Here is a 24,885-nt window from a genome sequence, read left to right on the forward strand (position 1 = left end):
CATCCGGCAGCAGACGGCGTCCGGCCCGCCGCCGTTTCCGCGGCCCGGCGCACCGTACACCTTCTCCTTCGAGTTCTTCCCAGCGAGGACAGCGGCGGGCGACCGGGCGTTGTGGCGGGTGATCCGGCGCGCGGAGGCGCTGTCGCCAGCGTTCGTGTCCGTCACCTACGGAGCAGGGGGCTTCTCCCGCGACCGCACCGTCGACGTCACCCGGCGCATCGCGGCGGAGACGACGCTGCGCCCCGTCGCGCACCTGACCGCGGTCGGCCACTCGGTGGCCGAACTGCGGGCCGTCGTCGGCCAGTACGCGGACGCCGGCATCCGGGACGTCCTCGTCCTGCGGGGCGACCCGCCGGGCGACCCCATGGGCGAGTGGACTCCGCACCCGCAGGGCTTGCGCCACGCCGGTGAACTCGTCGAACTGGTGCGGTCCCTGGGCGACTTCACGATCGGCGTGGCGGCGTTCCCCGAACGTCACCCCCGGTCCCCCGACTGGGACAGCGACATCCGCCACTTCGTCGCCAAGTGCCGGGCGGGGGCCTCCTACGCGATCACACAGATGTTCTTCGACGCGGAGGACTACCTGCGACTGCGCGACCGGGTGGCCGCCGCGGGCTGCGACATCCCGATCGTCCCGGAGATCATGCCCGCCACCGACGTCCGGCAGATCGCCCGGTTCGCGCAGCTCAGCGGGGCCACCTTCCCCGCCGGACTCGCCCGCCGCCTGGAAGCGGCCCGTGACGATGCCGAGGCGTCCCACCGCGTCGGCGTGGAGCACGCGACGGCGATGGGCCGCCGGCTGCTGGCGGAGGGCGCGCCCGGCCTGCACTACATCACCCTCAACCGCTCCGCCGCCGCCTTCGACGTGCACCGGGGCGTCCTCGCCGCGATCCGGGAAGGCACCGCCCCGCCCGCCGACGCCGCCCGGCCCGCCGACGCCGCCCGGCCCGCGGGCCGGGACGGCGGCCCCGTCCTCGCGGCCACCGGACAGAGGCCCGCCGGTTGAGCCCCCCGGGGCCCCGACCGCCCGCGACGACCACCGAGAGCACTCTGGGGAATGCTGTGCGCCTTGCCATCAGCGGTTCCATCGCCACCGACCACCTCATGACCTTTCCCGGCCGGTTCACCGACCAACTGGTGCCGGGTCACCTCGATCACCTGTCGCTGTCGTTCCTCGTGGACGACCTGGAAATACGGCGTGGAGGGGTCGCCGCGAACGTCGCCTTCGGTCTCGGCCGCCTTGGGCTCGCCCCCCGCCTCGTCGGCGCCGTGGGGGCGGACTTCGACGAGTACCGCGTCTGGCTCCGGGCGAACGGCGTCGACACCGATCACGTCCGCGTCGTCGAAGAGCGGCGGACAGCACGCTTCATGTGCACCACCGACCAGGACCAGAACCAGGTCGCCTCGTTCTACGCCGGAGCGATGTCCGAGGCCGTACGGATCGACCTCGCCGACCTCGTCGACGGATCGAGCGGCCCGGACCTGGTGCTCGTCGCGCCCAACGCCCCGGACGCCATGCTCCGGCACACACGGCAGTGTGCGGAGTTGGGCCTGCCGTTCGCCGCCGATCCCTCGCAGCAACTCGCCCGGCTCGGCCGGGAGGAGGCACGGCTGCTGGTCACCGGGGCGCGCTGGCTGTTCACCAACGCCTACGAGGCCGCTCTCCTGCGGGAGGTGAGCGGCTGGAGCGAGCAGGAGATCCTCTCCCGGGTGGGCACGTGGATCGTCACGCACGGCGCCGACGGCGTCCGCACGGCCACCGCCGACGGCGTGCGGCAGTCCTTCAGGGCCGTGCCGTCGCACAGCGTGGTGGACCCGACCGGTGCGGGCGACGCCTTCCGGGCCGGTTTCCTCGCCGCCACCAGCTGGGGGCTCACGCCCGACGCGGCGGTCCCGCTCGGATGCGCCCTGGCCACCGAGGCGCTGGAGACCGTGGGCTGCCAGCTCTACCGGGCGACTTCCAAGGACCTGCTGGCCCGGGTCACCGCGACGTACGGACAGTCCGTGGGCGACGCACTGGCCGTGCACCTGGGCCGGTGTCGGTGAGCGAGGTGGACGCCGAACGCCCCGACCGGTGCGCACGGACGCCGGCCGGGCGGAACGCGGACCGGAGGACGGGATGAGTGAGCACGCGCGGAACACCCGGGCGACACACACCGGTTCGGCGTTGGGGGCCTTGGCCCACGAAGGCGTTGCCGTGTGGATCCAGGGGCTTTCCCGCCGGTCGCTCGCAAACGGCACCCTGGCCCGGCTGGTTGCCCGGGGAGCCGTGGGCGGCGCCGTGCTGTCCCTGCGGGACCTGGGGCGGGAGACACGCGAGGGGACCGCGTACCGGGCGCAGATCGGATCGCTCCGCGCGCGTGGCGTCGGTGCGGAGGATGCCCTGAAGGCGCTGCACCGCTACGACACCCGGTGGGCCTGCGACGTGCTGGCGGCGCGTTTCGCGGCGACCCGGGGCGCGGACGGCTGGGTCTGTGCCGAGGTGGACCCGCGGTCGGCCGGCGACGCACCGGGCCTGCTCGCCGAGGCGAGGGCCTTGGCCGGCGCGGTGGCCCGCCCCAACCTGCTGGTCTCGGTGCCGGCTACCGCGGCGGGCCTGGCGGCGGCGAGCGACTGCCTGGCGGAGGAGATCGGCGTCAACATGACCCACCTGTACGCCCCGCGCCACTACCGGGACGCCGTTGACGCGTACTTCGAAGGACTCGGCCGGACACTCGCGGCGGGGCGTCCCCCGACGGGCAGCTCGGTGGCGTCCTTCGACGCGACCCGGACGGCGAAGGTCCTGGTCGGCCGGCCCGGCACGGCCGCACCGCCCGCCCGGCCCGCGCAGGCCCTCGCCCGTGCCGCCTACCTGCTGTACGAGGAGAGCCTTGGCACCCCCGCGTGGCGCAGGTTGCGGCACGCGGGCGCCCGGCAGCAGCGGCTGCTGTGGCCGGACGCCGGTGAGGCCGACCCCGCGGCCGCGGTTCACCTCGCCGAGGATCTGGTGGCCTGGAACACCGTCCAGGCGATGTCGGAGCGGACGCTGGACGCCGTGGTCCGGCAGGGCCACCCGCAGGGCGACACCCTCTCGCACCGGCCCGCCGACGCGCTCGAGCGCCTGGCGCAGTCCTGGGCGACGAGCGCCGACGTGGAGCGCGTCGCCACGGCTTTGGCCGCCGCGGAACTGCGCGAGCGCGCGCGGGAGACCGAGGCACTCACCGGTGACTGGCGGAACCTGTAGGAGCGGGCCGCGGTGTCCGGGGAAGGGGAGTTCCGCTGGAAGCCGATATCCGCGGCGCGTTTCAGACGGGTTGCCCGGCGCCGGAGCAGCACCGCCTGCTCCCCACCGGAACCACTTCCAGCAGGGAGTGCTCGATCGGATCGGTTCCCTCGAGCACCGTGCGGCGGCGCAGCACCCGCAGCTCACGGCCGCATTCCCGCGCGATCTCCGCCAGTGCGCCAGCGTCGCCCCGCTCGCAGAAGTGCAGCAGAGCGGAACCGTCGTCGGTCAGATGGTGCACCGCCTGTTCCAGATACCGGCGGTGGGTCCGGTACCCCGCGTCCATGTAGGCGCGCTCGTGCATCGAAGCGTAGGAGAACCGGTCGGGAGCGAGCACGTAGTTGGAGCTCCAGAAGACGCGGTCGAAGCGGGCGTCGTCGTCGATGGCGTCGAACAGGTCGCTGTGCAGCACCGTCAGACGATCCGTCACCCCGTGTCGTTCGGCATTCATGCGGGTGTTCTCGACGGCGCTGCGGTTGATGTCCGTCGCCAAGGTCGTGCAATTGGCCAGAGCGGCCTGGACGGAAATGACTCCCGCTCCACTGCCGATCTCCAGCAGGGAGGACGGTGCGGCTCCGGGGTCGGGATCGGTGAGCCCGAGAAACTCGAGGGCCGTTGCCGTGGACGGCGAATAGACCGGTGCGAACACCTCGTCCAGCAGGTCCCATTCACGGCCCGCCATCGAGAAGACCCGGGGGCGATCCGGATCGGTCATCGAAAGCCTGCTGCGGTCACGGGACTTGAGGTGGCATTGGACGTGGGACATCGGACCTCCGGGCGACGGGGGCGAGTGGTGTCTCGTGGTCACACTCCTACGGCTCCGGTCTGCCGGGAAGGTGACCCAGTGACATGCCGGGCCCTGCCGATGGTGGCGGGAACACCACCCATGACATGTGACGCTCGCCACAGTGGGGGATATCCGTGCCGGTCGGGGCAGGGGCTGAAGCTGAGGGCTGATGCCGACGTGCGTGAACGGCAGTTGCGCACTTCCTGACGAGGTAGCCACATAGATGGAATCAAGTGAGCATTCCGGCATAAGTGAGATCCTCGGCGTTCTGGAACTGCTCGCCGCGGAAGCGCCGTTGACCGAGATCGAGGAGCGGCTCCGACACGCTCGCGCCACGCTCCCGGGCACGGAGGCGGAACACCTGGAGCGTGCGGGCCGCATGGCTGCCGGCATCCACGCCCTGTTCTCGCGCCGCCAGCAGCGTGAGACCGAGCTGTCCGGGCTCGTGGACACCGCGCGCGACCTCACCCTTCCCTACGACCTGGACTCCCTGCTGTCGACGATCACCCGTCGCACCCGGACGCTGCTCGGCCTGGACATGTCGTACATCACCTTCCGCGACCCCGACGCGGGCGACAGCTTCGTCCGCACCGCCGATGGCCACGCGTCCGCACTGACCGTGGGCTACCGCGTCCCGCACACCGCGGGCCTGGGCGAAGAGGCCATTCAGCAGGCCGTGCCGATGTGGAGCGCCGACTACCTCGCCGACAGACGGATGCGGCACTCCGAGGTCCTGGACGAGGTGGTCCGCGCCGAGGGGCTGAAGGCCATCATCGCGGCTCCGTTGAGGTTCGGCGACGACGCCTTCGGCGTGCTGTACGCGGCGGACCGCAACGTCCGGCACTTCACGGTCGGCGAGGTCTCCCTGATGAGTTCACTCGGAGACATGGCCGCGGTCGCCATCGAGAAGACACGCACCCTGGAGCGCAGTCACGACGAGGTACTCCACCTCCAGTCCGACACCTGCCGCATCGCCGCCGAACTGCGCGAACTGCGGAGCCGGGCGGAGCAGCACGCCGCGCTGGTGGACCGAGCGCTCGGCGGAGGCAGCCTCGGCGCCCTCGTCGACGACGTCGCCCGGGTCTTCGGCGGCGCAGCGTCCGTCTGGGACATGGCGCACCGGCCGCTGGCGGCGAGCGGCACCGTGCCCTCGGCCGTGGAGCAGGAGATGGGGGAGGCGACCCGTACCGCCTTCGCACGGCGCACACCGGCAGCCCTCTCCACGGGCGCCTGGGCCGTGCCCGTCGTCGCGGGTGACGAGAGCCTCGCCGTCCTCCTCATCCACCCGGGGGAGCCCCTGCGGGAAACGGAGAAGACCGCCCTGCGGCTGGCGGCCCAGTCGGTCGCGGTGCTCCTCCAGATGCAGCGGGGGGAGGCCGCCGCGGCGAGCCCCTTCCGGGACGAACTGTTCGAGGATCTGCTGGTCGCACCGCACCGGTTCACCCAGCAATTCGTCGAGCGGGCGCACCGGCTGCGCATCGACCTCGAACGGCCGCACGTGGTCGTGGTGGTGCAGGTGGAGGGCGGCGCCCAGGGCCGGGCGGCCGGCTGGGCCGCGGCGTACGCACGGCGGATGGACGGCTTACGCAGCATCCAGAACGGCTGCATCGCCCTGCTGCTGCCCGGCACCGACTCCAGCGCGGCGGCCGCCGCCGTCTCCGCCGAACTCGGCCCCCTGCTCGACCACCCTGTCACGGTGGGGGCGGCGGGCCCCGTCTCCAGCCCCGACCTGATCCAGCAGACCCACCAGGAGGCGCTGCGCTGCCTGGACGCGCTGGTCTCGCTCGACAGCGTCGGCACCCACGCCGCCACCGAGGACCTGGGCTTCCTCGGCGTGCTCCTCTCCGACAACCACGACGCCGCGAGCTTCGTCCACACCACCATCGGCCTGGTGCTCGACTACGACGACCAGCGGTCGACCGAACTCACCAAAACCCTGGACGCGTACTTCGCCGCGGGCGGCAGTCCGCGCCGCGCCGCCGAGGTACTCCACGTCCACCCCAACACCGTCTCCCGCCGGCTGGAGCGGGTCACGGAACTGCTCGGCGAGAACTGGCTCGCACCGGAGCGGGCCTTGGAGGTCCAGTTGGCCCTCAGGCTCCACCGCACGAGCGACGTCCTGCGGAGAAGGGACCCGCCGTCACGGGACGCGCCCGCCGGACTCGCAGCGCGGGCGGCCAATGTCCCGGAGACCGTTCACGCGGCCCGCGACGCGTTACCCGGCGCCTCGGACGATGCGAGTTCGGCCACTGCATAGGCGCAGGACGCCAGCGTGACGTGTCGGTGCCAGCCCTGGAGCGAGCGCCCCTCGAAGTCCCGAAGCCCCACGTTCCTGCCCCGGTCCCGCCAGCCCGCACCGACCTCGCGCATCAGCCGGGACGCACGCAGGAGGGCGGCCGGCGACGCGTCCCGGGCGTTGGTGAGCCACCATTCGTCCGGGACGCGTCGCGTGCCCCGCCACATGCCGAACAGCGTCACCCTCCCGGGGGAGCCCCCGGCGGCGGCGCCGTACGCTCCAGGCAGCCGTACGTGCGCCGTCGCCGTCACGGGCGGGAGCCCGCCGTGCCCGGCGTACGGCACACCGTCCATGTGTCGTGTCCGGCGGGCCGCGCCGAGCGCGTCACGCACGGGCACGAGACGCTCCTTCCGGCCCCCCGGCTGCCGCTCGTCCACGGCGAGCAGGGTATGACCACTGACGCGTACGGCGACGGGGGACGCTCCGCACAGCAGCCGGGCGACGTCCTCCTGCTCGCCGTCGCCCCGTACGTCCGTCACGCACAGGCTGGAACCGCCCTGCCAGGTCCGTACGTCGTCGAGCAGGCCGGCCACGCACTCCCGGGTCGTGGACGGGGCGCGGCCGCTGTCACCCGGCAGGGCCAGCCGCCAGCTGACCGGGGCGACCAGGTGCTCGGACGCGTACCACATGCCATAGGCTCGCTGCCCGACGACCCGGTGCCCGTCCTCCGCGGAGTAGTGCGGGGCCACGCCCACGGTGCGGCTGCCGGTCTTGGGGATCGACACCGGCAGCGCCACCCAGGCGGCGCTCGGGGAAGTCCCGTCGAGGAACGCCGTGAGCGCCCTGCGCACCGGGCCGACGGACCAGCGCGCACTGTTCACGAAGTGGTGCAGCCGTTGTTCGTCACCGGGCGTGCCGACCGAAGTGGCGATGTTGGCGATCGACTTGCGCCCCTCGGCGGTCAGCAGCCCGTCCATGTACTGCCGCGCCCTGATCCGCTGGTCGTAGCCGCGGAATCCGGCGAAGAGGGCGGTGCAGAGGTCGGTGACGCGATCGGTGCCGTGACCGGCGAGGCGGCGGACGGGAGCCAGGGGACGGCGGCCGGCCGGAGGCCCCGACGCGGGGACCGGCTCGTGAAGGGCTGTGCTGCTGCGGGCCATGGGGGCGCCTCCTGGTGCACGGGGAGTTCAACGCACTGACACCACATTCGGGGCTGCCGCCGCTTCAGGCGATGTGCGACGGAGACACCGCACCGGACGCGGATGGTGACGAGGTCACCATCACTTCCCCTGACGCCCCCATCGGGAGAGGACTCCGCGGGCTGGGGGTGGTGCTCGCGTCACCATGCCCGACTCGCCGCCCTGGGCGTCGACACCGACCCCGGCCGCGGCACCGGCACCGACTTCCGCCACTGCGACCCGAGGCTCCCGTCGACACACGGCCACCCCACCTCCGGCGACCCGCACCGCTTCGCCGAGGCTCCACGGCCACCTACCTGGGCATCTCCATGGCCGTTGACACGCGGCGAGAAGAGCGTCCGACGGGGCGGCAGACCGCTAGCATCCGCCGAGTGACCAGGCACAAGGTGAGTTCACCGTCCGGGCGCGGCGCTGCCGCCCGTGCCCACGCTGTCCGACCACGCCCGGCCCGAGCACCGCTTGACCGCTAGCACAGCCGAGAGGAACAGCACCCGTGAGCGAATGGCAGCTGGCCGAGACTTTCCGCAGCACGTCGGGCGACGTCCGCTGGGGCAGCCTCGGACAACCTGGCCAGGATCCGGTCGTGCTACTGCACGGAACACCCTTCTCCTCGTACGTCTGGCGTGCCGTCGCCCGCTCACTCGCGCGCGGTCACCAGGTGTTCGTGTGGGACATGCCCGGTTACGGGGCATCGGAGATGTCCGTCGGACAGGATGTCTCCCTGGCTGCCCAGGGCCGGGTCTTCACCGAGCTCTTGGCGCATTGGGGCCTGGAGGAGCCTCTGGTGGTCGCCCACGATTTCGGTGGGGCCGTCTCCTTGCGGGCGCATCTGCTGCACGGCGCCCGCTATCGCGCGCTCGCTCTGGTCGACCCCGTCGCGCTGGCGCCGTGGGGGTCGCCGTTCTTCCGGCTGGTCGGTGAGCACTCCGAGGTCTTCGAGCAGCTGCCGCCTGCGCTGCACCACGCTTTGGTGCGCGAGTACGTGGCGTCGGCCAGCAGCCCCGGCCTGCACCCGGCAGTCCTCGACCGGCTCGTCCAGCCCTGGCTCGGCAAGCCCGGCCAGGCGGCCTTCTACCGGCAGATCGCCCAGGCCGACCAGCTCCACACCGACGAGGTGCAGGACCGGTACGGTGAGATCGGCATCCCCACACTGGTGTGCTGGGGCCAGGACGACACCTGGATCCCTGCGGCGAAAGGACGGGAGCTCGCAGCCCGCATTCCGGGCGCGCGACTTGAACCGATCGCCGGTTCGGGCCATCTCGTCCAGGAGGACGCGCCCGCCGAGCTCACAGCCGCTCTCATCGTCTTCCTCCAGAACCACGCTCGGAGGTCCTGACAAGGGCGCTCCGCTGTTCCAGGTCGTGGACGGAAGGGTGCCCGACCTGCATTTCCCGCAGGTCAGGCACCCTTTTCGCGAGACTCTCAGAAGAGCCCGACCTCCTTGGCGGAGTAGGAGACCAAGTGATTGCTCGCTGGTCCGGGAATGGTCCGGATCTTGGTGCAGCCTCGGCCGAGACGGGGTCCTGGACGCGCCTGCTTGGCGTGCCGGCATGAAGGCGCCCGTTGCGATCACCCTGAGGTGCTCAGGACGGGGCCGACTCGATTTGATGCAGTGCATCTGCAATGGCGCGGGCCGACGGCCAGGCGTACTGCCTGAGACGTTGAGGGCTCCGGAGTGGGCGCGGAATCTTTCTCGAAGTGGGCCGCTGTTGGGGGAGTCGTCGAGAGTCGTCGCAAATGGTCATCAGGACGCCACGTTCGTGGTGGCTGAGGTCCGCCCAGGATGCCGCGTCCGTCCGACGGACGGTGCAGGTACCGAAGGGGCGCTGGTCACATGTCGCAGAAGAGACCAGTCATTCGACTGACCTAAAAGGTCGTCTTATTTGGTTGGGCGCAGTCCGAATTCGGTGGCTCTGGACTGGGCGTGGACGCATGATCGCTTCATGACGTCTCCTGCTGCCTTCCGGAATCCGACCAACTGGTCCGACGGCTTCTATGAGCTGGCGATCGAGGTCGGGGCCACCGATGATGCACGCTTGCAGGATGTACTGACTGCCATGTGGGCTGCGGCAGGCATCCAGGGGTGCTTCGGGCGAAACGACCTCGAGCCTGAGGAGCAGGACCCGGTGCCGTGCGGAGTCAGTTCTCTGACCGAGTACGGCCACCTTTTTGGTCAGGCCCGTCTGCCGACGAATCAGCTGGCCGTGTGTGGCTGTGTGGCCATCCGTGGCGGCGATGACAGCAGTGACTGGCTGGACTTCTACATTCCGGTGGGCGCCCTGGGCAATGCCGGCATTGCCTACTGGGATGGCCGGCCATTCTTCAGATCCGACGTGATGGACGACTGGCTGGCTGCCATCGCCAGGGAGACGTTCACCAGAGCCGCCTTCAGCCTGGGGGTTGTCGGGTTTGAGGTCTCCGGATGCGCGGACGCTGGAGCGTTGGCAGGGCACATGCCGCAGGAGCGGGGCGTTGGATACTTGCTGCCCCTAGATGGCGTCCTCCACTACGGAGCTGCCAATACCTGAGCGCTCGAGCGGCCTCTCCCAGACTTGAGTCTGCGGAAGCACATGAGGGTGCAGGCGAGGCTGGTGAGGGCGAGGGAAGTGCTCGGCCCTGCGTTCGTAGCGGCGGTGGAGTCGGCGGCAGCCGGCAAGCCAGGCCATGGTCCGTTCGATCGTCCAGCGGTCTCGGCCGAGTCGCTGTGAGGTTTCGACGCCCTTGCCGGCTACGCGGTGCCGGATGCCTCGCTGTGCCAGCCAGTTCCGCAAGTGGCGGTAGTCGTAGCCCTTGTCGGCGTGGAGCGTGCCGGGCTTGCGCCGACGGGGCCCGCGGCGGGACCGGATGGGAGGTACGCCTTTCACGAGCGGGACCAGCGCCTGGCTGTCGTAGACGCTGGCGCCTGAGATGCCGACGGAGACGGGCAGACCGGTCCGCTCGGTGATCACATGGATCTTCGAGCCGCACTGGCCTCGGTCGACAAGATTCGGATCTGTCAAGTCCCCCTTTGCAGGGCCCGCATGTTCACCGAGTCGATCGCGCACCGCGACCAGTCCAGGTCGCCGCAGGCACCGAGCTCATCGAGGACCAGGCGGTGGAGCTTGGCCCACACCCGGGCCTTGGCCCATTCGGTGCACCGGCGGTGGGTCGTCGCGCCAGATGGGCCGAAAGAGGCCGCCGGCAACTGCTGCCGCGTGCAGCCCGAGGACACAACGAACACGATCGCGGTCAGAACCTCACGGTCGCCATGGCGACGCCCGCCGCCACCCTGCCGTCGGGACGGTGCATCAGGCACGAATCGCTGGAACAGCTCCCACAGCTCATCCGGCACCAGCCGCTCGATAACCCCGCCACGGCGGCAGCCTACTGAGCCAGCTGCGAGTGATCATATTCACACGATCTTCGTCAACTCTTGTGCACCTTCTTACTTGTTCCTTACAAATCTTCCCACTGTTGCTGAAGTGGGAGTTTCACGTGCGTCCGGGTCGCTCGCTGGTTGTTCTGCTTGCTTCTGTCATGGCTGTGCTGGGGGGCGCCGAACTGCCCGCGGGCGCGGAGTCCTTGCGATTCGCTGCCGCCCCGGAGCAGCGCTGGGGTGAGGCCGACGGGCTTCGGCATCTCGTCTCCGGGGCTGCCACCAGTGCTGCGGCCGGAGGGGGACGTGCAAGTGCGCTCTCAGGCAAGGGGCAGGTGCCGGCTGCGGGTGATGCCGGGCGGGTGAAGCTGGACGTCTCACCGGATCTTCCGGGTCCCGGCCCGTTGAAGAAGGCGGATGTCCCGGGGGCAACTGCACCTGCCGGCTTCGATGAGAAGCGGAGCAAGGAGGTACCTGGTGAAAGGTCGAAGAGGTCCAGCACCTACTTGAATGCCGACGGTACGTTCACGACTCGCTTCTTCACTGAGCCGGTCAATTACCGAGACACGAAGGGTAACTGGCGCAGAATCGACACCACTCTGGTTCCTCAAGAGGCTTCTGGTCTGCAGACCATGAGCGCAGTGGGAGAGGGGTGGGAGACCAAAGAGACTGCCTCTCCCATCGAGTTCGCCACCACTGCAGACGCTGAGTCGATCGTGCGGATGACCCTTGGCGACGGCTTGTCGATTGCCTACGGGGTGGAGAACGCCGGGCCTTCCGTCGGTGAGGTTGCTGGCAGCGTGGTGACCTATCGCGGCGTCATCGGCGACGCTGACCTGGAGTTCGTGGCGGGCAGCAGCTCGGTGAAGGAGACCATCGTTCTGCACGAGGCGAACGCGCCCACTGAGTGGCGGTACCCCCTAAACCTCAAGGGCCTGACGGCACGCGTCGACGAACATGGCGTCGTTGTCTTTGAGGACACCGACGGCCAAGTCCGGGCGTGGATGCCCGCAGGGTGGATGCAGGACTCCAACCATGCGGAGAATGCCAACGAGGGCGAGATATCGACAGGCGTCACCTACGAGATTGAGCAGAAGGACGGCCGCCAAGTTCTAGTCGTCTCTCTCGACAGGGAGTGGCTGAGCTCGTCCGACCGGGTCTTCCCCGTCAGGGTTGACCCCTCGGTCAAGTCGATCGATGCCACATCGGGTACCTACGTCCAGTATCCGTACAACCAGAACTTCGCGTCGGACACCGTTCTGAAGGTCGGCACCTATGACGGTGGTGGTCACAAGGCAGCGGCCTTCATGCGCTTCACTGGGCTTGAAGACAACCTGAAGAACGCCTGGGTCGTCGATGCCCGTCTTGCTCTCTACAACACGTGGTCTTCTTCCTGCACGGCCCGGCCGGTCACCGTGCACCCGATTACGTCGAGCTGGTCCGAGTCGACGACGTCGAAGTACCCGGGGCCTGCCACTGGGTCTTCGCTCGCCTCGAAGAGCTTCGCTCATGGATGGCGGCCGGATGGGGCCACGAGCTGGACGTGCGGACCGGCATGGGAGTCGATCAAGCTGGGGTCCGCCGGCCGGAAGCTGGTCGACGACTGGACCCACGGTCGTAAGAAGAACTACGGGCTTGCCGTGAAGGCGTCGACGACCGACTCCAAGGGATGGAAGCAGTTCGGGTCCGACGACTACCCGAACGGCAAGCCCAGTCTGGATGTGACCTGGACCAAGTACGGGGCCACATACAAGCTCGGCGACCTCGTTGCTCCGGTGACCGCTACCACTCAGGGAGTGCAGAAAGTCACCGTCACCAACCAAGGCCAGGAGACGTGGCCTCAGGGCGGGGCCTACAAGCTGCGGTACAACCTGTTCGACGCATCGGGCAAGGAGATCACCGACAGTTCCAAGATCGCGTACACCGAGATGCCCGAGGCGATCTCGCCTGGCGAGTCGGTGACCCTGGACGCCAAGATTGCTCCTCTTCCTCTGGCGGACTACACCCTCCAGTGGACGATGACCGAATACGGCGTCAGCCGGTTCACCACGGCAGGAGTCCCCGGGCCGGCTGTCAAGATCTCCGCTGTCAACATCCCGCCCCAGCTGACTGCCGAGAAGCCCGCGAGCGGTGTCACTGTCGATTCGCTCACCCCGACCCTCTGGGCGGCAGCCTCGGACGCCGACCGCTACCCGAAGGCTTCCCTGCAGTACTCGTTCGATGTCTGCGAAGTCGAGGGCGCCGACGCGCGGAAGAACTGCAGAACCAGCCCACGTGGGGACGACCAAGCATGGGCAGTCCCTACCGGGTGGCTTTCCTGGGGCAAGACGTATGCCTGGTACGCCTACGCCTACGACGGGGCCGCGACCTCGACGCGTCCAGGACCGGCCTTCTTCACCACGCAGGTGCCCCAACCTGCTGTGACCAGTCACCTCGGTGGCGCTGGCGGTTCCACCGAGGTCGGTGTCCGTGCCGGCAACTACGTCACCGCGGCAACGGACGCGTCTGTGTCCACCGTCGGCCCGCGGCTGGCAGTAGACCGCACCTACAACTCTCTCGATCCTCGCGTGGACGGCGCGTTCGGTACCGGTTGGTCGACGCCATGGGACATGGCGGTCCGTGACGAGCCCACAACGAAGACCGTCCTCGTGACGATGACCGACGGTTCCCAGCTGCGGTTCGGCGTGAACCCGGACGGCGAATACGCAGCTCCACCCGCCAGCGGGCTGGATCTCCAGCGACCCACGGGCCAGACCACCGGATGGGTACTCCGCACGTCTGAGGGGACCACCTACACCTTCCTCGCCGGCGGAGATCTCGCTCGCGTCACGGACAGCGCCGGCCGCACTCAGGAGATCACCCGAACCAGTGCCGACGGGGGAGACCTAAAGAAGGTCACGGACACGCTTTCCGGACGCTCCCTCACCTTCGGATGGACCGACGGACACATCACCTCCGTCACCACCAGCCCGATCAGCTCCACGAAGCCCGGACCGACCTGGGCCTACACCTACGAAGGCAATCGCCTCAAGACGGTGTGCCCGCCGGACAGCACCACACGGTGCACCAGCTACTCCTACGAGAACGGCTCGGTGTACCGCAGTAACGTCCTTGATGCGGCACCGAGCTTCTATTGGCGCCTCGGGGAGAACGAGGGGTCGGAAGCGACCAGCGAGGCCCCGTCCGTGGAGGGGCTGAACAGCGGCGTCTACCGGGACGTCCACCTCGGAGTGGACGGGGCTTTGGCGGGCACCACCGACTCGGCCGCCAGCTTTGACGGCACACAGTCGGCCGTGGAACTCCCTTCCGCGACCCTCAGAGGTGCCGCCTTCCCGACCGTCGAGCTCTGGTTCAAGACGAGCACGCCCAGTGGCGTCCTCGTCGGGTTCCAGAACGAGGAAGTGGGCGGTGCGCCCACTTCGTATCGCCCCGTCCTCAACATCGATGTGAATGGGAAGCTGCGCGGCGAGTTCCGGCGGGTCGGCGAGGTCGGCGCGACCGGACCCATCACCTCTCCCCAAGCCGTCACCGACAACACCTGGCATCACGTCGTCCTGACCGCCCACGCCTCAGGGCAGACGTTGTACCTGGACGGTGCGAAGGTCGGGTCAATCAGTGGTCCGGTCTCCGATCAGTCGCGGGACTTCGCCTATCTCGGCGCCGGCCATGCCAATACGAGCTGGCTGGGCCTCCCCAGCGGCGAATATCGCTTCACTGGTCAGATCGACGACGTCGCCATGTACGGGCATTCCTTGGACGCCGCGACGATCGCCGACCACTACGCGGCCCGTGCGGTCACCGGGCGTGTCAACAAGGTCATCCTTCCTTCCGGTCGCACGCACTCCACCGTGTCCTACGACCCGGTGGACGGCCGCGTCACCGAGTACACGGACAATAACGGCGGTACGTCCAAGATCTCAGCACCCAGCTACTCCAACGCCTCGAGCTCCTACGCGCAGACGATCCAGGCCTCACGGCCCACGGGGTACTGGAGGCTTGACGAACGCAGCGGTGCGGTCGCCGCAAGTCCCATCGGTGAAGACGTGAACGGCACCTACCAGGGCGGCGTCAGTCTCGGCCATCCTGGCGCCTTCGCCGACGGGGATGACACAGCGGTCCACTTCGACGGCGACAGCGCCGTCGAAGTTCCCACCGAGGCCATGGGCACCGGCACCGCGTCAACAGTTGAACTCTGGTTCAAAACACGCTCGCCCGGAGTACTGGTCACCCATCAGAACGCCGAACTCGGAGAGACGCCGACCGGCTGGCGACCAGTCCTCCTGATCGACGCCGACGGAAAACTCCGCGGCAAACTCACCAGCAGCGCCACATCAATCCTCTCCAAGGCGGCCGTTACCGACGGCTCCTGGCACCACGTCATGCTGACCGGCAACGAAGGTGCCCAGGCCCTTTTCGTCGACGGTGTGCACCAGGGCTCCGCAGCCACCGGCGTCGAAAACGTCCGCCACCCCTACGTGTACATCGGTGCCGGCTACGCCTCCAGCGGATGGGACGGTGTCGCAGGCGGGTACCGCAACTTCACCGGTGAAATCGACGAGGTGGCCTTCTACGACAAGCCACTGGTGAACTTCGTCAAGTCCGGCACAACCTGGTCGTACAAGGCCAACGCCACCACGGACACACCTGCCCTGAGGATGCAGGCCCGCCGCGTGCTCACCGCCGGCAGTGCAGACCAGTACCGAGGGGTTGCCGTCTCCGACGCCCCGACCGGCTACTGGCGACTGGGGGAGAGCGAAGGCACGACCCTGCGGAGTGTGACAGGGGACACGGACAAGGCCGCCACCTTCACACCGGACAGCGGAGGCAAGTCCGCCCTCGGCGCCGCAGGAATCTTCGGCACCGGTGAGAACAGGGCGGTCAGCCTGTCCAACGGCGGAGTCCTCAGACTTCCCTCCACGGCACTCGCCGGAACCACCCACCTGTCGATCGAAATGTGGTTCCGCACAACCTCCAAGAACCAGGTACTTTTCGCCTTCCAGAACACACCCGTAGGCGAGAAGCCGACCACCTGGCGTGCCGCGCTGAACATCGACAAAGACGGCAAGCTCGCTGGTCAATTCCTTCTCGACGGCATCAGCAGCGCCACGCCCATACGTTCCGCAGCCGTTGTCAACGACAACGTCTGGCACCATGCGGTGCTCTCCGGCGCGGGCGACACCCAGTCGCTCTACCTCGACGGCGTCAAGGTCGGCACCCTGGATGGCGGCATCGGTGAGCAGTCTCGTCCCTACACGTACGTGGGCGGAGGCTGGGGCACCTCCGGCTGGCTCGGCGAGGGCACCACCGCCAACACCTACTACTTCACCGGCGACATCGACGAGGTGGCGGTCTACCGCAACGCCCTCGATGCGGACGCTGTCGCTGCTCACTACCGTGCCCACGCGGAGAGCGCCAGCTCCGGTCTCACCTCCACCTATAAGGTCACTGACGCGCTCGGGTACACCACGACCCGTCACTACGACGTCCTTCACGGCCAGCGCCCCACCGCTGTCACCGACGAGGTCGGCGCCACGACGACGTACGCATACGACATCAACGGCAACCTCCACACGGCCACCGACCCCAATGGCCACACCACGGTGACAGGGCATGATGCCCGGGGAAACGCGGTGTCGACCACGACCTGCCGGGACGCCGACTCCTGCTGGACCAGCTTCTCGACGTACTACCTGAACGCCGACGATCCGCTCGACCCGCGCAACGACAAGCCGCTGACCTACCGAGACCAGCGCTCCAGCGACAGGAGCGACTCCCGGTACCTCACGCAGTACACCTACAACAGCCGCGGACTGCTGCAGGACACGATCGCAGCCGACGGAAGCACCACGAAGACGGCGTACACCACCGGCACCGAGGCCGCAGTCGGTGGCGGCACAGTGCCGGCCGGCCTCGTCGCCACGGTCACCAGCCCCGAAGGCTCGGTGACCACCTACCGGTACCACGTCAACGGGGACCTTGCCGAGTCCACCGCGCCGTCTGGCATGACCACCCGTTACACCTACGACGGGCTGGGGCGCGTGCTCACCGAGACGGAGCGCTCCGACAGCACATCGGAAGACGTGACCACGATCTACGCCTACGACTCCGCCTCCCGCGTGGTGTCCGAGACCGGCACCGGGGTCAGAAACGAGATCACCAATGTCATCCACACAGCCGCAATCACCCGAACCTACGACGAAGACGGCAACCTGCTGACCGAAGCAACCGAGGACACGACCGGCACAGACCCCAAGCGCACCACGACCTACCACTACGACCAGTTCGGCCTCAACGACACGATCACCGACGCCGAGTCCCGCACTACCGTCATGGCCCACGACAGACTCGGCCGAGTCACCACGATGACGGACCCCGCCGGCAACCGCTTCGAGCACCAGTACACGCCCCGAGGACAGCACGCCGAAACGATCCTCAAGCACTGGACCGGACACCCCTCCGGTGAGGTCCAGGACCTTGTCCTCGAATCGCACGCCTACGACCCGGCCGGCCGGCTCGCCTCCACCACGGACTCCATGGGCGCGACCACCAACTTCACCTACTTCGACGACGGCCTCCCCGCCGCCACGACCGCGCTCCAGGTAACGCAGCAGGACGGCAGCCGCCGTGACATCGTGCTCGAGGAGAACCGGTACGACGCTGCGGGCAACCTGATCCGTCAGACCACCGGCGGCGGCCGAACCGTCGAGACGTACACGGTGAACGCCCTCGGACGGACCACACACAGCATCCTTGACCCGGACGGCCTCAACCGCGGCGAATCCTTCACCTACGACCGCGACGGCCGCATCAAGACCCACACGGCCGCCATATCCCAGGACAAGAACCTCACCACCAACTACGACTACGACCCCGCCGGCAACCCCGTCGAGGAAGAAGTCACTGACGGCACCACCACGCACATCACCACCTACGCATACGACGACCGTGGTCTGCTTCGCAGCCAGACAAGCCCCCGAGGCAACACCACTGGCGCGGACCCGGCAGCCCACACCACCTCCTACCGCTACGACGCTCTCGGACGACTGGTCGAAGAGAAGCTCCCACCCCTATCGGCGGAGGAGAACGGGGAAGAACCCCGTACCGTCCGGCCCACGACCCTCATCGGCTACAACACCTTCGGCGAGCCCACCGAGGAGAAGGACGCACGCGGGCAGGTCACCCGCGCCCAATTCGACCGCGTCGGCAACACCGTGGCCGTAACCCTGCCTCCGTACACTCCGCCGAACGGCACTGCTCTCACACCCGTCGTCCGGACCGACTACGACTCCCTCGACCGTCCTCAGACGGTCACCGACCCCCTCGGGCGCATCATTCGATACGGCTACGACCAGCTCGGGAACCTCGTCACGCGCACCGACCCGGTGGCCGACGCAGCCCAGGCGGCCGCCGCGTTCAGCACCCAGCTGCCGGGACTCGCCGACCCGGACCTGCCTGAGTCGGCCGGCGGAGTCACCCGGTACACCTGGACCCCGACCGGGCTCCAGCTCTCGGTCACCGACCCGACCGGAGCACGCAGCGAAGCGACCTACGACGAGCTCGGACGCCAGCTGACCGCCACCACCGTCGAGCGCTTCCCGACACTGCAGAACCTCACCTCGCGCTACCGATGGGACGACGCAAGCAACCAGACCTCGTCGAGCACGCCGAGCGGTGTCACCACAACCGCTGTCTACAACGCGGCGGGTGAGATCCGCGAGGTCACCGACGCGGCAGGCACTGTCCGTATGGGCTTCGACCGCCTTGGACGCCAGACCGAAACGGTCGACGCCACCGGCCGCAAGACCGTCAACGTCTACGACGCCCTGGGCAACGTCACCGAGACGATCGACTACGGCAACAGCACCACCGCGCTGCGTACCGTCCAGGACGAGTTTGACGTTGAGGGCAACCGGACCGCGTCCATCTCCCCGGAGACCGGTGCACGTACGACATTCGCCTACAACGCCATGGGCCGGATGATCCGGCAGGTCGAACCGGTGAACGCCACCAAGTCCATCACGAGCACCTTCGGTTACGACGCCGCAGGCAACCTGACCAGGATGACGGACGGCCGCGGCAACTCAACTGTCTACACCTTCAACTCCCTGGGCCTGCCGGAATCCACCATCGAACCCTCCACCGCACAACACCCGGACCGGGCGGACCGTACCTGGACCACCGTTTACGACGTAGCAGCCCAGCCCGTTCTCCAACTCCTGCCCGGTGGAGTGAAGCGGCAGAGCACCTACGACGGCCTTGGCCGTCTGATTCAGGAAACCGGAACCGGAGCCGAGGCGGCCACCACCGACCGCACCCTCTCCTACGACCTCGCAGGCCGCCTCACCTCCGCCGGCGGCGACGGCCTGAACCCCAACACGTACACGTACAACGACCGCGGACTGCTCCTGACCACCGCCGGCCCGGGTGGCAACACCCGCTACACCTACGATGCCGACGGCCGGATGACCTCGCGTATCGACGACCACAACACGACCGAGTACGCCTACGACGCCGCAGGCCGACTCGACAGCCTGTGGAACCAGATGACCGGCACCAGCATCTGGTATGACTTCGACGCGGCCGGCCGCCCCCGCCTCGAGCAGTACGTCACCCCCGGGACCGAAACGGTCTCCATGCGCCGCAGCTACGACTACGACAGCCTCGGCCGCCTCACGACCGACATGATCACCAAGCCGGACGGAAGCGGCACCCTCACCTCCGTCACCTATGACTACGACCTCGAGGACAACCTCACACGCAAGGAGACCACCGGCACCATAGGCGCCGGCATCAACACCTACGCCTACGACCATGCGGACCGCATGACCTCCTGGACCGAAGGCACGAGCACCACCGCCTACGAGTGGGACGACGCCGGCAACCGCACCACGGCAGGCGACGCAACCGCCACCTACGACGCACGGAACCGCCTTCTCACCGACGGCGCCAACAGCTACACGTACAGCCCGCGAGGCACCCTCGCCACCGTCAGCCACGGCACAGACCTTCGCAAGCTGTATTTTGACGCCTTCGAACGCAAAATCACCGACGGCGACTCTGCCTATACTTACGACTCTCTCGACCGGGTCGCCACCCACAACGAAACCTCCTTCGCGTACGACGGAGGCTCCAACAATCTCCTGCACGACGGCACCAGCAGCTATGCCCGCCTGCCTGACGGCACCCTGCTTTCCACCGCCATCGGCGATGACATGCAATGGAGCCTCCTCGACAGGCACACCGACCTGGTCGCCGGCCTCTCAGCCGATGGCACTGTTGTCAAGAGCTCCACCGCTTACTCCCCGTTCGGCGAGGAATCCGCCACCAGCGGCACCACTCCCGCCGTGGGCTACCAGTCCGGCTGGACCGACCCCGAAACCGGCGACGTCAATATGGCCGCCCGCTGGTACCAGCCGGACACGGGGGCCTTCGCCTCACGCGACACCTGGCAACTTGCCGCCACCCCCTCCGCACAGGCCAACCGCTATTCATACGCAATGGGGGATCCACTCGGCGGGATTGACCCGAGCGGCCACAAGTCGATGCATCTCGGCGGCGGTCGTCCCTGCCTGTGCTCTTCATCCCTGTCGTCTCGGAGCTCGAGCAAGAGCCGGGGCAACTCGTCTACTCGACCCGCGCCGAGCAAGGAGAGGGCCATTCAGGTCAAACGAGCGACCGGCAACTCGCAGGGCGGGCGAGTCCAGCGGGATCTGCACAGGCTGGACTCTCGGGTAACAAGACCTACCACCAGGTCTGCGTACAACGGCGGAACTGGCCGCCTGGGCAACTCGTACAGGGGCGGGAACTCCCAGTCCCGGGGGTCTTCCGGCAAGCACGCACCGAACCAGGGCGGAACCACTCGGACGACCACGCCCAAGCCTCCTCAGAACCCCAACAGTGGTTCGAATCCCAGACCTGCCCCGACAAGGCCGGCGCCTAAGCCGCGTGTGGACGTCGCACGAATCCAGCAGGCGTCTCTCAATGGGGCCGTTAAGGTCAGCCCTGCGCGGCTCACGGTTGCCCAATACCAGGTATCCGTGGCAACGGCCACTACCAAGGTGAAGCAGCGACGTGACCCGGACACGGATGAGAATGAGGACGAGGCTGATTGCACGGCGCATCTGAACCAATCGAACGAGGAGCGAGGAACGGAAGGGATTGTATGTTTTCGCGCTCCTGTGGGAGCTACGAGCGATCAGATTGAAGAGCTAAAGGATCACATAGCAGCGCTAAATGCCAGCCAGCATTATCTTTCCCCGACGGGAAGGGTTTCTACCGGACCTAAAAGTCAGTCCATGGGGAAACAGCAGAGCGGCTCTGCTGGAATAACCTTGGGGTTTGTTGCGGAGCGCTATAAGGAACAGCATATGCGAGAGGTGCGAAATACTCAATTCACCTATGCGGGGTCGGGCAAGGTGGCTGGTCACCTACCTGACACTACATGGTCTGGAAAATGGTCGCCGTATTGCTGGCATCAGCAGGACGGGCGCGTTAATTCCCTGGTCGGCTCGTATTCTCAGAAATACGTAGTCGGATACAAGCCCACTGGGTTCTATTATGCAGGTGTGCACAAAGACCCGAGCACGTACGCGACAGAGAAAGTTACAGGCTCAGTTTCGCGTGGCGAGTATGGACTCTGTAGCATCATCCGCTTCGGATGATGCGAGGTTCCGGTGTATGTGGATTGGGGATTCGATTCAGCGAGGTCACACACGTTCTAGATGGGTGCTCTGTGCAACCGATACTCGGGCGGCGAAACGGCCGAAGAGCCTGTAACCGATGCGGGTGAGCGGCAGGTGCAACCCCTGCAGTCCCGGCAGCTGGGAGGCGAGATATGGTCCGTCTCTACGGTGCCACTCGCCGATGACATATCGGCACCGTGTTGTACGGTCATGCCATGATGTTGCGACCTACGGGGCAAGCTGTCGGCCCTTACGATGCTGCTTTTTTGCCGCGACTGGAGATGATCTTCCGGGAGCCCGAGGGGCCGGTGGCGCAACCGGTGACCAAGTTCGGCGGGCAGCCAGTGTGGCTGGAGGAGCCGGCGTGGCCGGTGGAGCCGCGGACAGGAGAGCCGCTGACGTTCGTGGCTCAGTTCCGGGTGCCGGGGGAAGAAGTGCGGCTCGCGTATCTGTTCCTGGATGCGGAGGAGGGCGGTTTTGAAGCAAACAGCGGGGATGCAGTCGTGCTCGTCCAGCCTGGTGGGAGGGTTCCCTCCTTCGCGGTGATCGGGCCGCCGGACACTCAAGGTCCCTCATTGTGGCGCAGGGGCGAAAGCGGGGAGACGATTCCTGTCGAGTGGCTTGTCGACCTGACTCCAGTGTCACCGGAATCGGACGCGGAGGCGGACGTTCACGCGGCGTGGTCGATGTACATGCGTGGTGAGGGCCCGGAAATGGACCCGCCGTCCGGGCGAGGACCGGGTGACTTTTTGGGTGGCGCACCAGTGTTGCCCAACTGTTGGGTTCGAGGCCTTGATGACGGTTGCTGGCAGTTCCTCTGCCAGTTCACGGACCGGGGCGAGTGCCCGGGTGACCCGTTTTCCATCAATTTCGGTTATGGCAGCGGCTTCGTCTTCCTTAGCCCTGATCACCTCGAGGGTCGATTCATGTCCGATTGCGACTGACCCAGCGTGGAGCTGACGGGCTGGCCGGGAGCTCTGCCGTGGCCCCGGCCAGCCGGTTGAGAGTAAATCGATCCGGGTCTGCTGGAGGCTCGATAACCTGAGAGATAATCAAGTTCCCTATCATTCCCCTGGCCCTGCCGAGCTTCGTGAGCGTGCGGTGCGCATGGTTGCGGAGGTCCGCCCCAACTGCCCGACGGAGTGGTCTGCAATGAAGGCGGTCGCTGCGAAGCTGGTATCGGTGCCGCCGAGACGGTGCGGATCTGGATCCGCAAGGCCCAGGTGAACGCCGGCCAGTGCCCCGGAGTGACATCGGATGAAGCAGCCGAGATCAGCGTCTGAAGGCCGATAACGCCGAGCTGCGGAGGGCCAACAAAATCCTCAAGGCGGCCTCGACTTTTTTCGCGGCCGAGCTCGATCGGCCGTCGAAGCGCTCGTAGCGTTCATCGACGAGCGCCGGCAGGTGTTCGGGGTAGGCCCGGCCGGGTTCCCGGCTCGGTCGCGGATACCTTCATGAAGACAACGGATCGGTCTGGCAAAGCACCGCCTGGTGGCGGCATCTATGTCGGCGCCGTGCTTCTCCAGTACGTGCACGGTCTCGTCAGCCTTCTTGTCGACGGCGTCCTCGACCCTGTCCATGACAATGCTTGCCGCGGCTATCAGTGAGCATTCTCAGCGTGGTCACCGATCGGGTGATGGCATCGGTGCCCGCAACGGACAGGGCTCCTGCGCCGTTGGGTGAGGTGTTCGAAGTCGCAATCTGCCGGTCCGGGAGCGCTGTTGGTTCCCTATCCTGCCGCACTCGACCTGTCTCATGCGCTGGTCGCGTGGGGCACGATGCTCATCGTCACCCGTGAGGGTGACCGCCGCTGCAAGCTCCACCCACATCAGCGGGCCCTCGTCGCTCTCGCCTACCTGCGCAAGCACGACACCCTCGCCCAGATCGCCGCCCGGGTTCGGCATATCCGTGGGCACGGCCCACGCCTACACGACCGCGGTCGTGCGACTCCTCGCGGACCGAGCGCCGGGCCTGCTCAAGACCCTGCGCGAGCAGGACCCGGACTGCGTACTACGTGCTCCTGGACGGCACCCTCAGCGAGTGCGACCGCCTGGGCGACGGACGCACCGACTACTCGCACAAGCACCGACGCCACGGTGTGAACGTGCAGGTCGTCACCGACCCCGAAGGCCGGCTGCTCTGGATCTCACCGGCCCTGCCGGGCTGAGCCCACGACCTGACCGCCGCCCGCACCCATCGGATCATCCGGATCTGCGAACGCCAGGGCGTCCCGATTGTCGCTGACCGCGCCTGCATCGGCGCCGGCTCCTGTGTCACGACCGCAATCCGCCGCCCGCCCAACGGAGAACTCACGCCAGCCGAACGGACGCTGAACCGCGCACTCGCCCACGCCCCCGCTCCCGTCGAACGAGGCGTCGCCCGACTGAAGTCCTGGCGGATCTTTCGCCGAAGCAGCTGCAGCCCGAACCGCATGACGGGCATCGCCAAAGCGGTCCTCAGCCTCGAGAGGCAACGCTAAATACGCTCAGTGAAGGGCTTAAGGGGGCGGTGGAGAAGGGGTACTTCCAGAAGAATCCGCTGATCGGCATCCGTTGGAACGCACCGGCGGTCAGCGACGAGGTAGATCCTGCGGGCGTCCCGAATCCCACACAGGTGGCGCGCCTGCTGGATGCGGTCTCGCAACTACCGGGGCACGGCCCTCATCTCGAGGCGTTCTTCGGCTGCATGTACTACGCGGCCATGCGTCCTGCGGAAGTGATACACCTCCGGATAGCGCAGTGCCACCTGCCGCAAGAAGGATGGGGGCTGCTCAACCTGACCCGGGGGGTGGTGACCGCAGGCAAGGAGTGGAGCAACAACGGTTCCGTGTACGAGGTGCACTCGCTGAAGAGGCGGGCCGAGAAGGCGACGCGCCCTGTTCCCCAATACCGCCTGTGTTTGTGAAGTTGCTGAGGGAGCACGTTGAGCGATTTGGAGTAGCGGATGACGGCCGGCTGTTCCGTAATGCGGAGGGCAATTACGTCGAGGCGGCAGCCTATGGGAGGACGTGGGCGCGAGCGCGGCGGGCGGCTCTGACTCGGATGGAGCTGGCCGCGGGGCTCGTCAAACGGCCGTACGACCTCCGGCATGCCGGCATCTCCTTCTGGCTGTACTCCGGCGTCGATCCCGCGGAGTGCGCCAGGCGGGCGGGGCAGAGCATCGAGGTTCTCTTCCGCAACTACGCGAAGTTCCTCGACGGTGTCCAGGAGCATGCCAACCAGTTGATCGACCACTCGATGCGCGAGTGGGACCGGGTGTCCCAGCCTGCTCCGAGGCGACGTCGATGACCCTGGGCAGGGCCATCTTGGACCGGAAATAGACCGGGACAGCTAGTCCGGGATGAGAAACCAGTGGGAGGAATCGG

The 24,885-nt window shown here is 67.7% G+C and carries 12 protein-coding genes and 3 pseudogenes; 12 read left to right on the forward strand and 3 right to left on the reverse strand.

Annotated features, from left to right (window positions below; genetic code table 11):
- Position 1 precedes the first annotated feature (1 nt).
- From metF to ACWD3O_RS30840, 3 genes are all read left to right on the forward strand, one after another.
- Positions 2–1,006, forward strand: coding sequence for a methylenetetrahydrofolate reductase [NAD(P)H] (gene metF, locus ACWD3O_RS30830; RefSeq protein ID WP_451418196.1), 1,005 nt, complete (start codon positions 2–4; stop codon positions 1,004–1,006).
- Positions 1,007–1,062: 56 nt separating this feature from the next.
- Positions 1,063–2,046 carry a carbohydrate kinase family protein gene (locus ACWD3O_RS30835; protein ID WP_451418163.1) on the forward strand — a complete coding sequence of 328 codons (984 nt, stop codon included), beginning with the start codon at positions 1,063–1,065 and terminating at the stop codon, positions 2,044–2,046.
- 223 nt (positions 2,047–2,269) lie between these two features.
- Positions 2,270–3,223 carry a transaldolase family protein gene (locus ACWD3O_RS30840; RefSeq protein WP_451418164.1) on the forward strand — a complete coding sequence of 318 codons (954 nt, stop codon included), beginning with the start codon at positions 2,270–2,272 and terminating at the stop codon, positions 3,221–3,223.
- Between the two features lie 61 nt (positions 3,224–3,284).
- Here ACWD3O_RS30840 and ACWD3O_RS30845 read toward each other — a convergent pair whose 3' ends face one another.
- Entirely contained in the window at positions 3,285–3,977 is a 693-nt protein-coding gene (locus ACWD3O_RS30845; protein WP_451418165.1) for a methyltransferase, read from the reverse strand.
- Between the two features lie 295 nt (positions 3,978–4,272).
- Between ACWD3O_RS30845 and ACWD3O_RS30850 the strand changes: the two genes are divergently transcribed.
- Complete coding sequence (locus tag ACWD3O_RS30850) at positions 4,273–6,306, forward strand: helix-turn-helix domain-containing protein (RefSeq protein WP_451411841.1); 2,034 nt, start codon at positions 4,273–4,275, stop codon at positions 6,304–6,306.
- Here the strand turns inward: ACWD3O_RS30850 and ACWD3O_RS30855 are convergent.
- Complete coding sequence (locus ACWD3O_RS30855; protein WP_451418166.1) at positions 6,246–7,445, reverse strand: IS701 family transposase; 1,200 nt, start codon at positions 7,443–7,445, stop codon at positions 6,246–6,248. The genes ACWD3O_RS30850 and ACWD3O_RS30855 overlap by 61 nt on opposite strands.
- Before the next feature lie 532 nt (positions 7,446–7,977).
- Here ACWD3O_RS30855 and ACWD3O_RS30860 point away from each other — a divergent pair.
- Both ACWD3O_RS30860 and ACWD3O_RS30865 read left to right on the forward strand, forming a co-directional pair.
- A complete protein-coding gene (locus ACWD3O_RS30860; RefSeq protein ID WP_451418167.1) occupies positions 7,978–8,820 on the forward strand; it encodes an alpha/beta fold hydrolase in 843 nt (280 codons plus the stop codon).
- A 607-nt stretch (positions 8,821–9,427) separates the two neighbouring features.
- The gene (locus ACWD3O_RS30865) at positions 9,428–10,012 is read left to right on the forward strand and encodes a hypothetical protein (RefSeq protein WP_451418168.1); all 585 of its coding nucleotides are present in this window, start codon (positions 9,428–9,430) and stop codon (positions 10,010–10,012) included.
- Here the strand turns inward: ACWD3O_RS30865 and ACWD3O_RS30870 are convergent.
- A pseudogene (locus ACWD3O_RS30870) lies at positions 9,991–10,827 on the reverse strand (IS5 family transposase). The gene ACWD3O_RS30865 and the pseudogene ACWD3O_RS30870 sit on opposite strands and share 22 nt — an antisense overlap.
- Positions 10,828–10,937: 110 nt before the next feature.
- Here ACWD3O_RS30870 and ACWD3O_RS30875 point away from each other — a divergent pair.
- The 6 genes and pseudogenes from ACWD3O_RS30875 (at position 10,938) to ACWD3O_RS30900 (ending at position 24,808) form a co-directional block, all read left to right on the forward strand.
- Complete coding sequence (locus ACWD3O_RS30875; protein ID WP_451418169.1) at positions 10,938–21,500, forward strand: LamG-like jellyroll fold domain-containing protein; 10,563 nt, start codon at positions 10,938–10,940, stop codon at positions 21,498–21,500.
- 236 nt (positions 21,501–21,736) lie between these two features.
- On the forward strand, positions 21,737–22,465 hold the full coding sequence (locus ACWD3O_RS30880; RefSeq protein ID WP_451418170.1) for a hypothetical protein: 729 nt from the start codon (positions 21,737–21,739) through the stop codon (positions 22,463–22,465).
- Between the two features lie 163 nt (positions 22,466–22,628).
- Positions 22,629–22,887 (forward strand): annotated as a pseudogene (locus ACWD3O_RS30885) (IS3-like element IS987 family transposase); the annotation flags it as partial.
- A 355-nt stretch (positions 22,888–23,242) separates the two neighbouring features.
- Positions 23,243–24,000 (forward strand): annotated as a pseudogene (locus tag ACWD3O_RS30890) (transposase family protein).
- 29 nt (positions 24,001–24,029) lie between these two features.
- Positions 24,030–24,425 carry a hypothetical protein gene (locus ACWD3O_RS30895; RefSeq protein WP_451418171.1) on the forward strand — a complete coding sequence of 132 codons (396 nt, stop codon included), beginning with the start codon at positions 24,030–24,032 and terminating at the stop codon, positions 24,423–24,425.
- A 137-nt stretch (positions 24,426–24,562) separates the two neighbouring features.
- A complete protein-coding gene (locus ACWD3O_RS30900; protein WP_451418172.1) occupies positions 24,563–24,808 on the forward strand; it encodes a hypothetical protein in 246 nt (81 codons plus the stop codon).
- Positions 24,809–24,885 lie beyond the last annotated feature (77 nt).

It is taken from the genome of Streptomyces sp. NPDC002640, assembly GCF_053592575.1.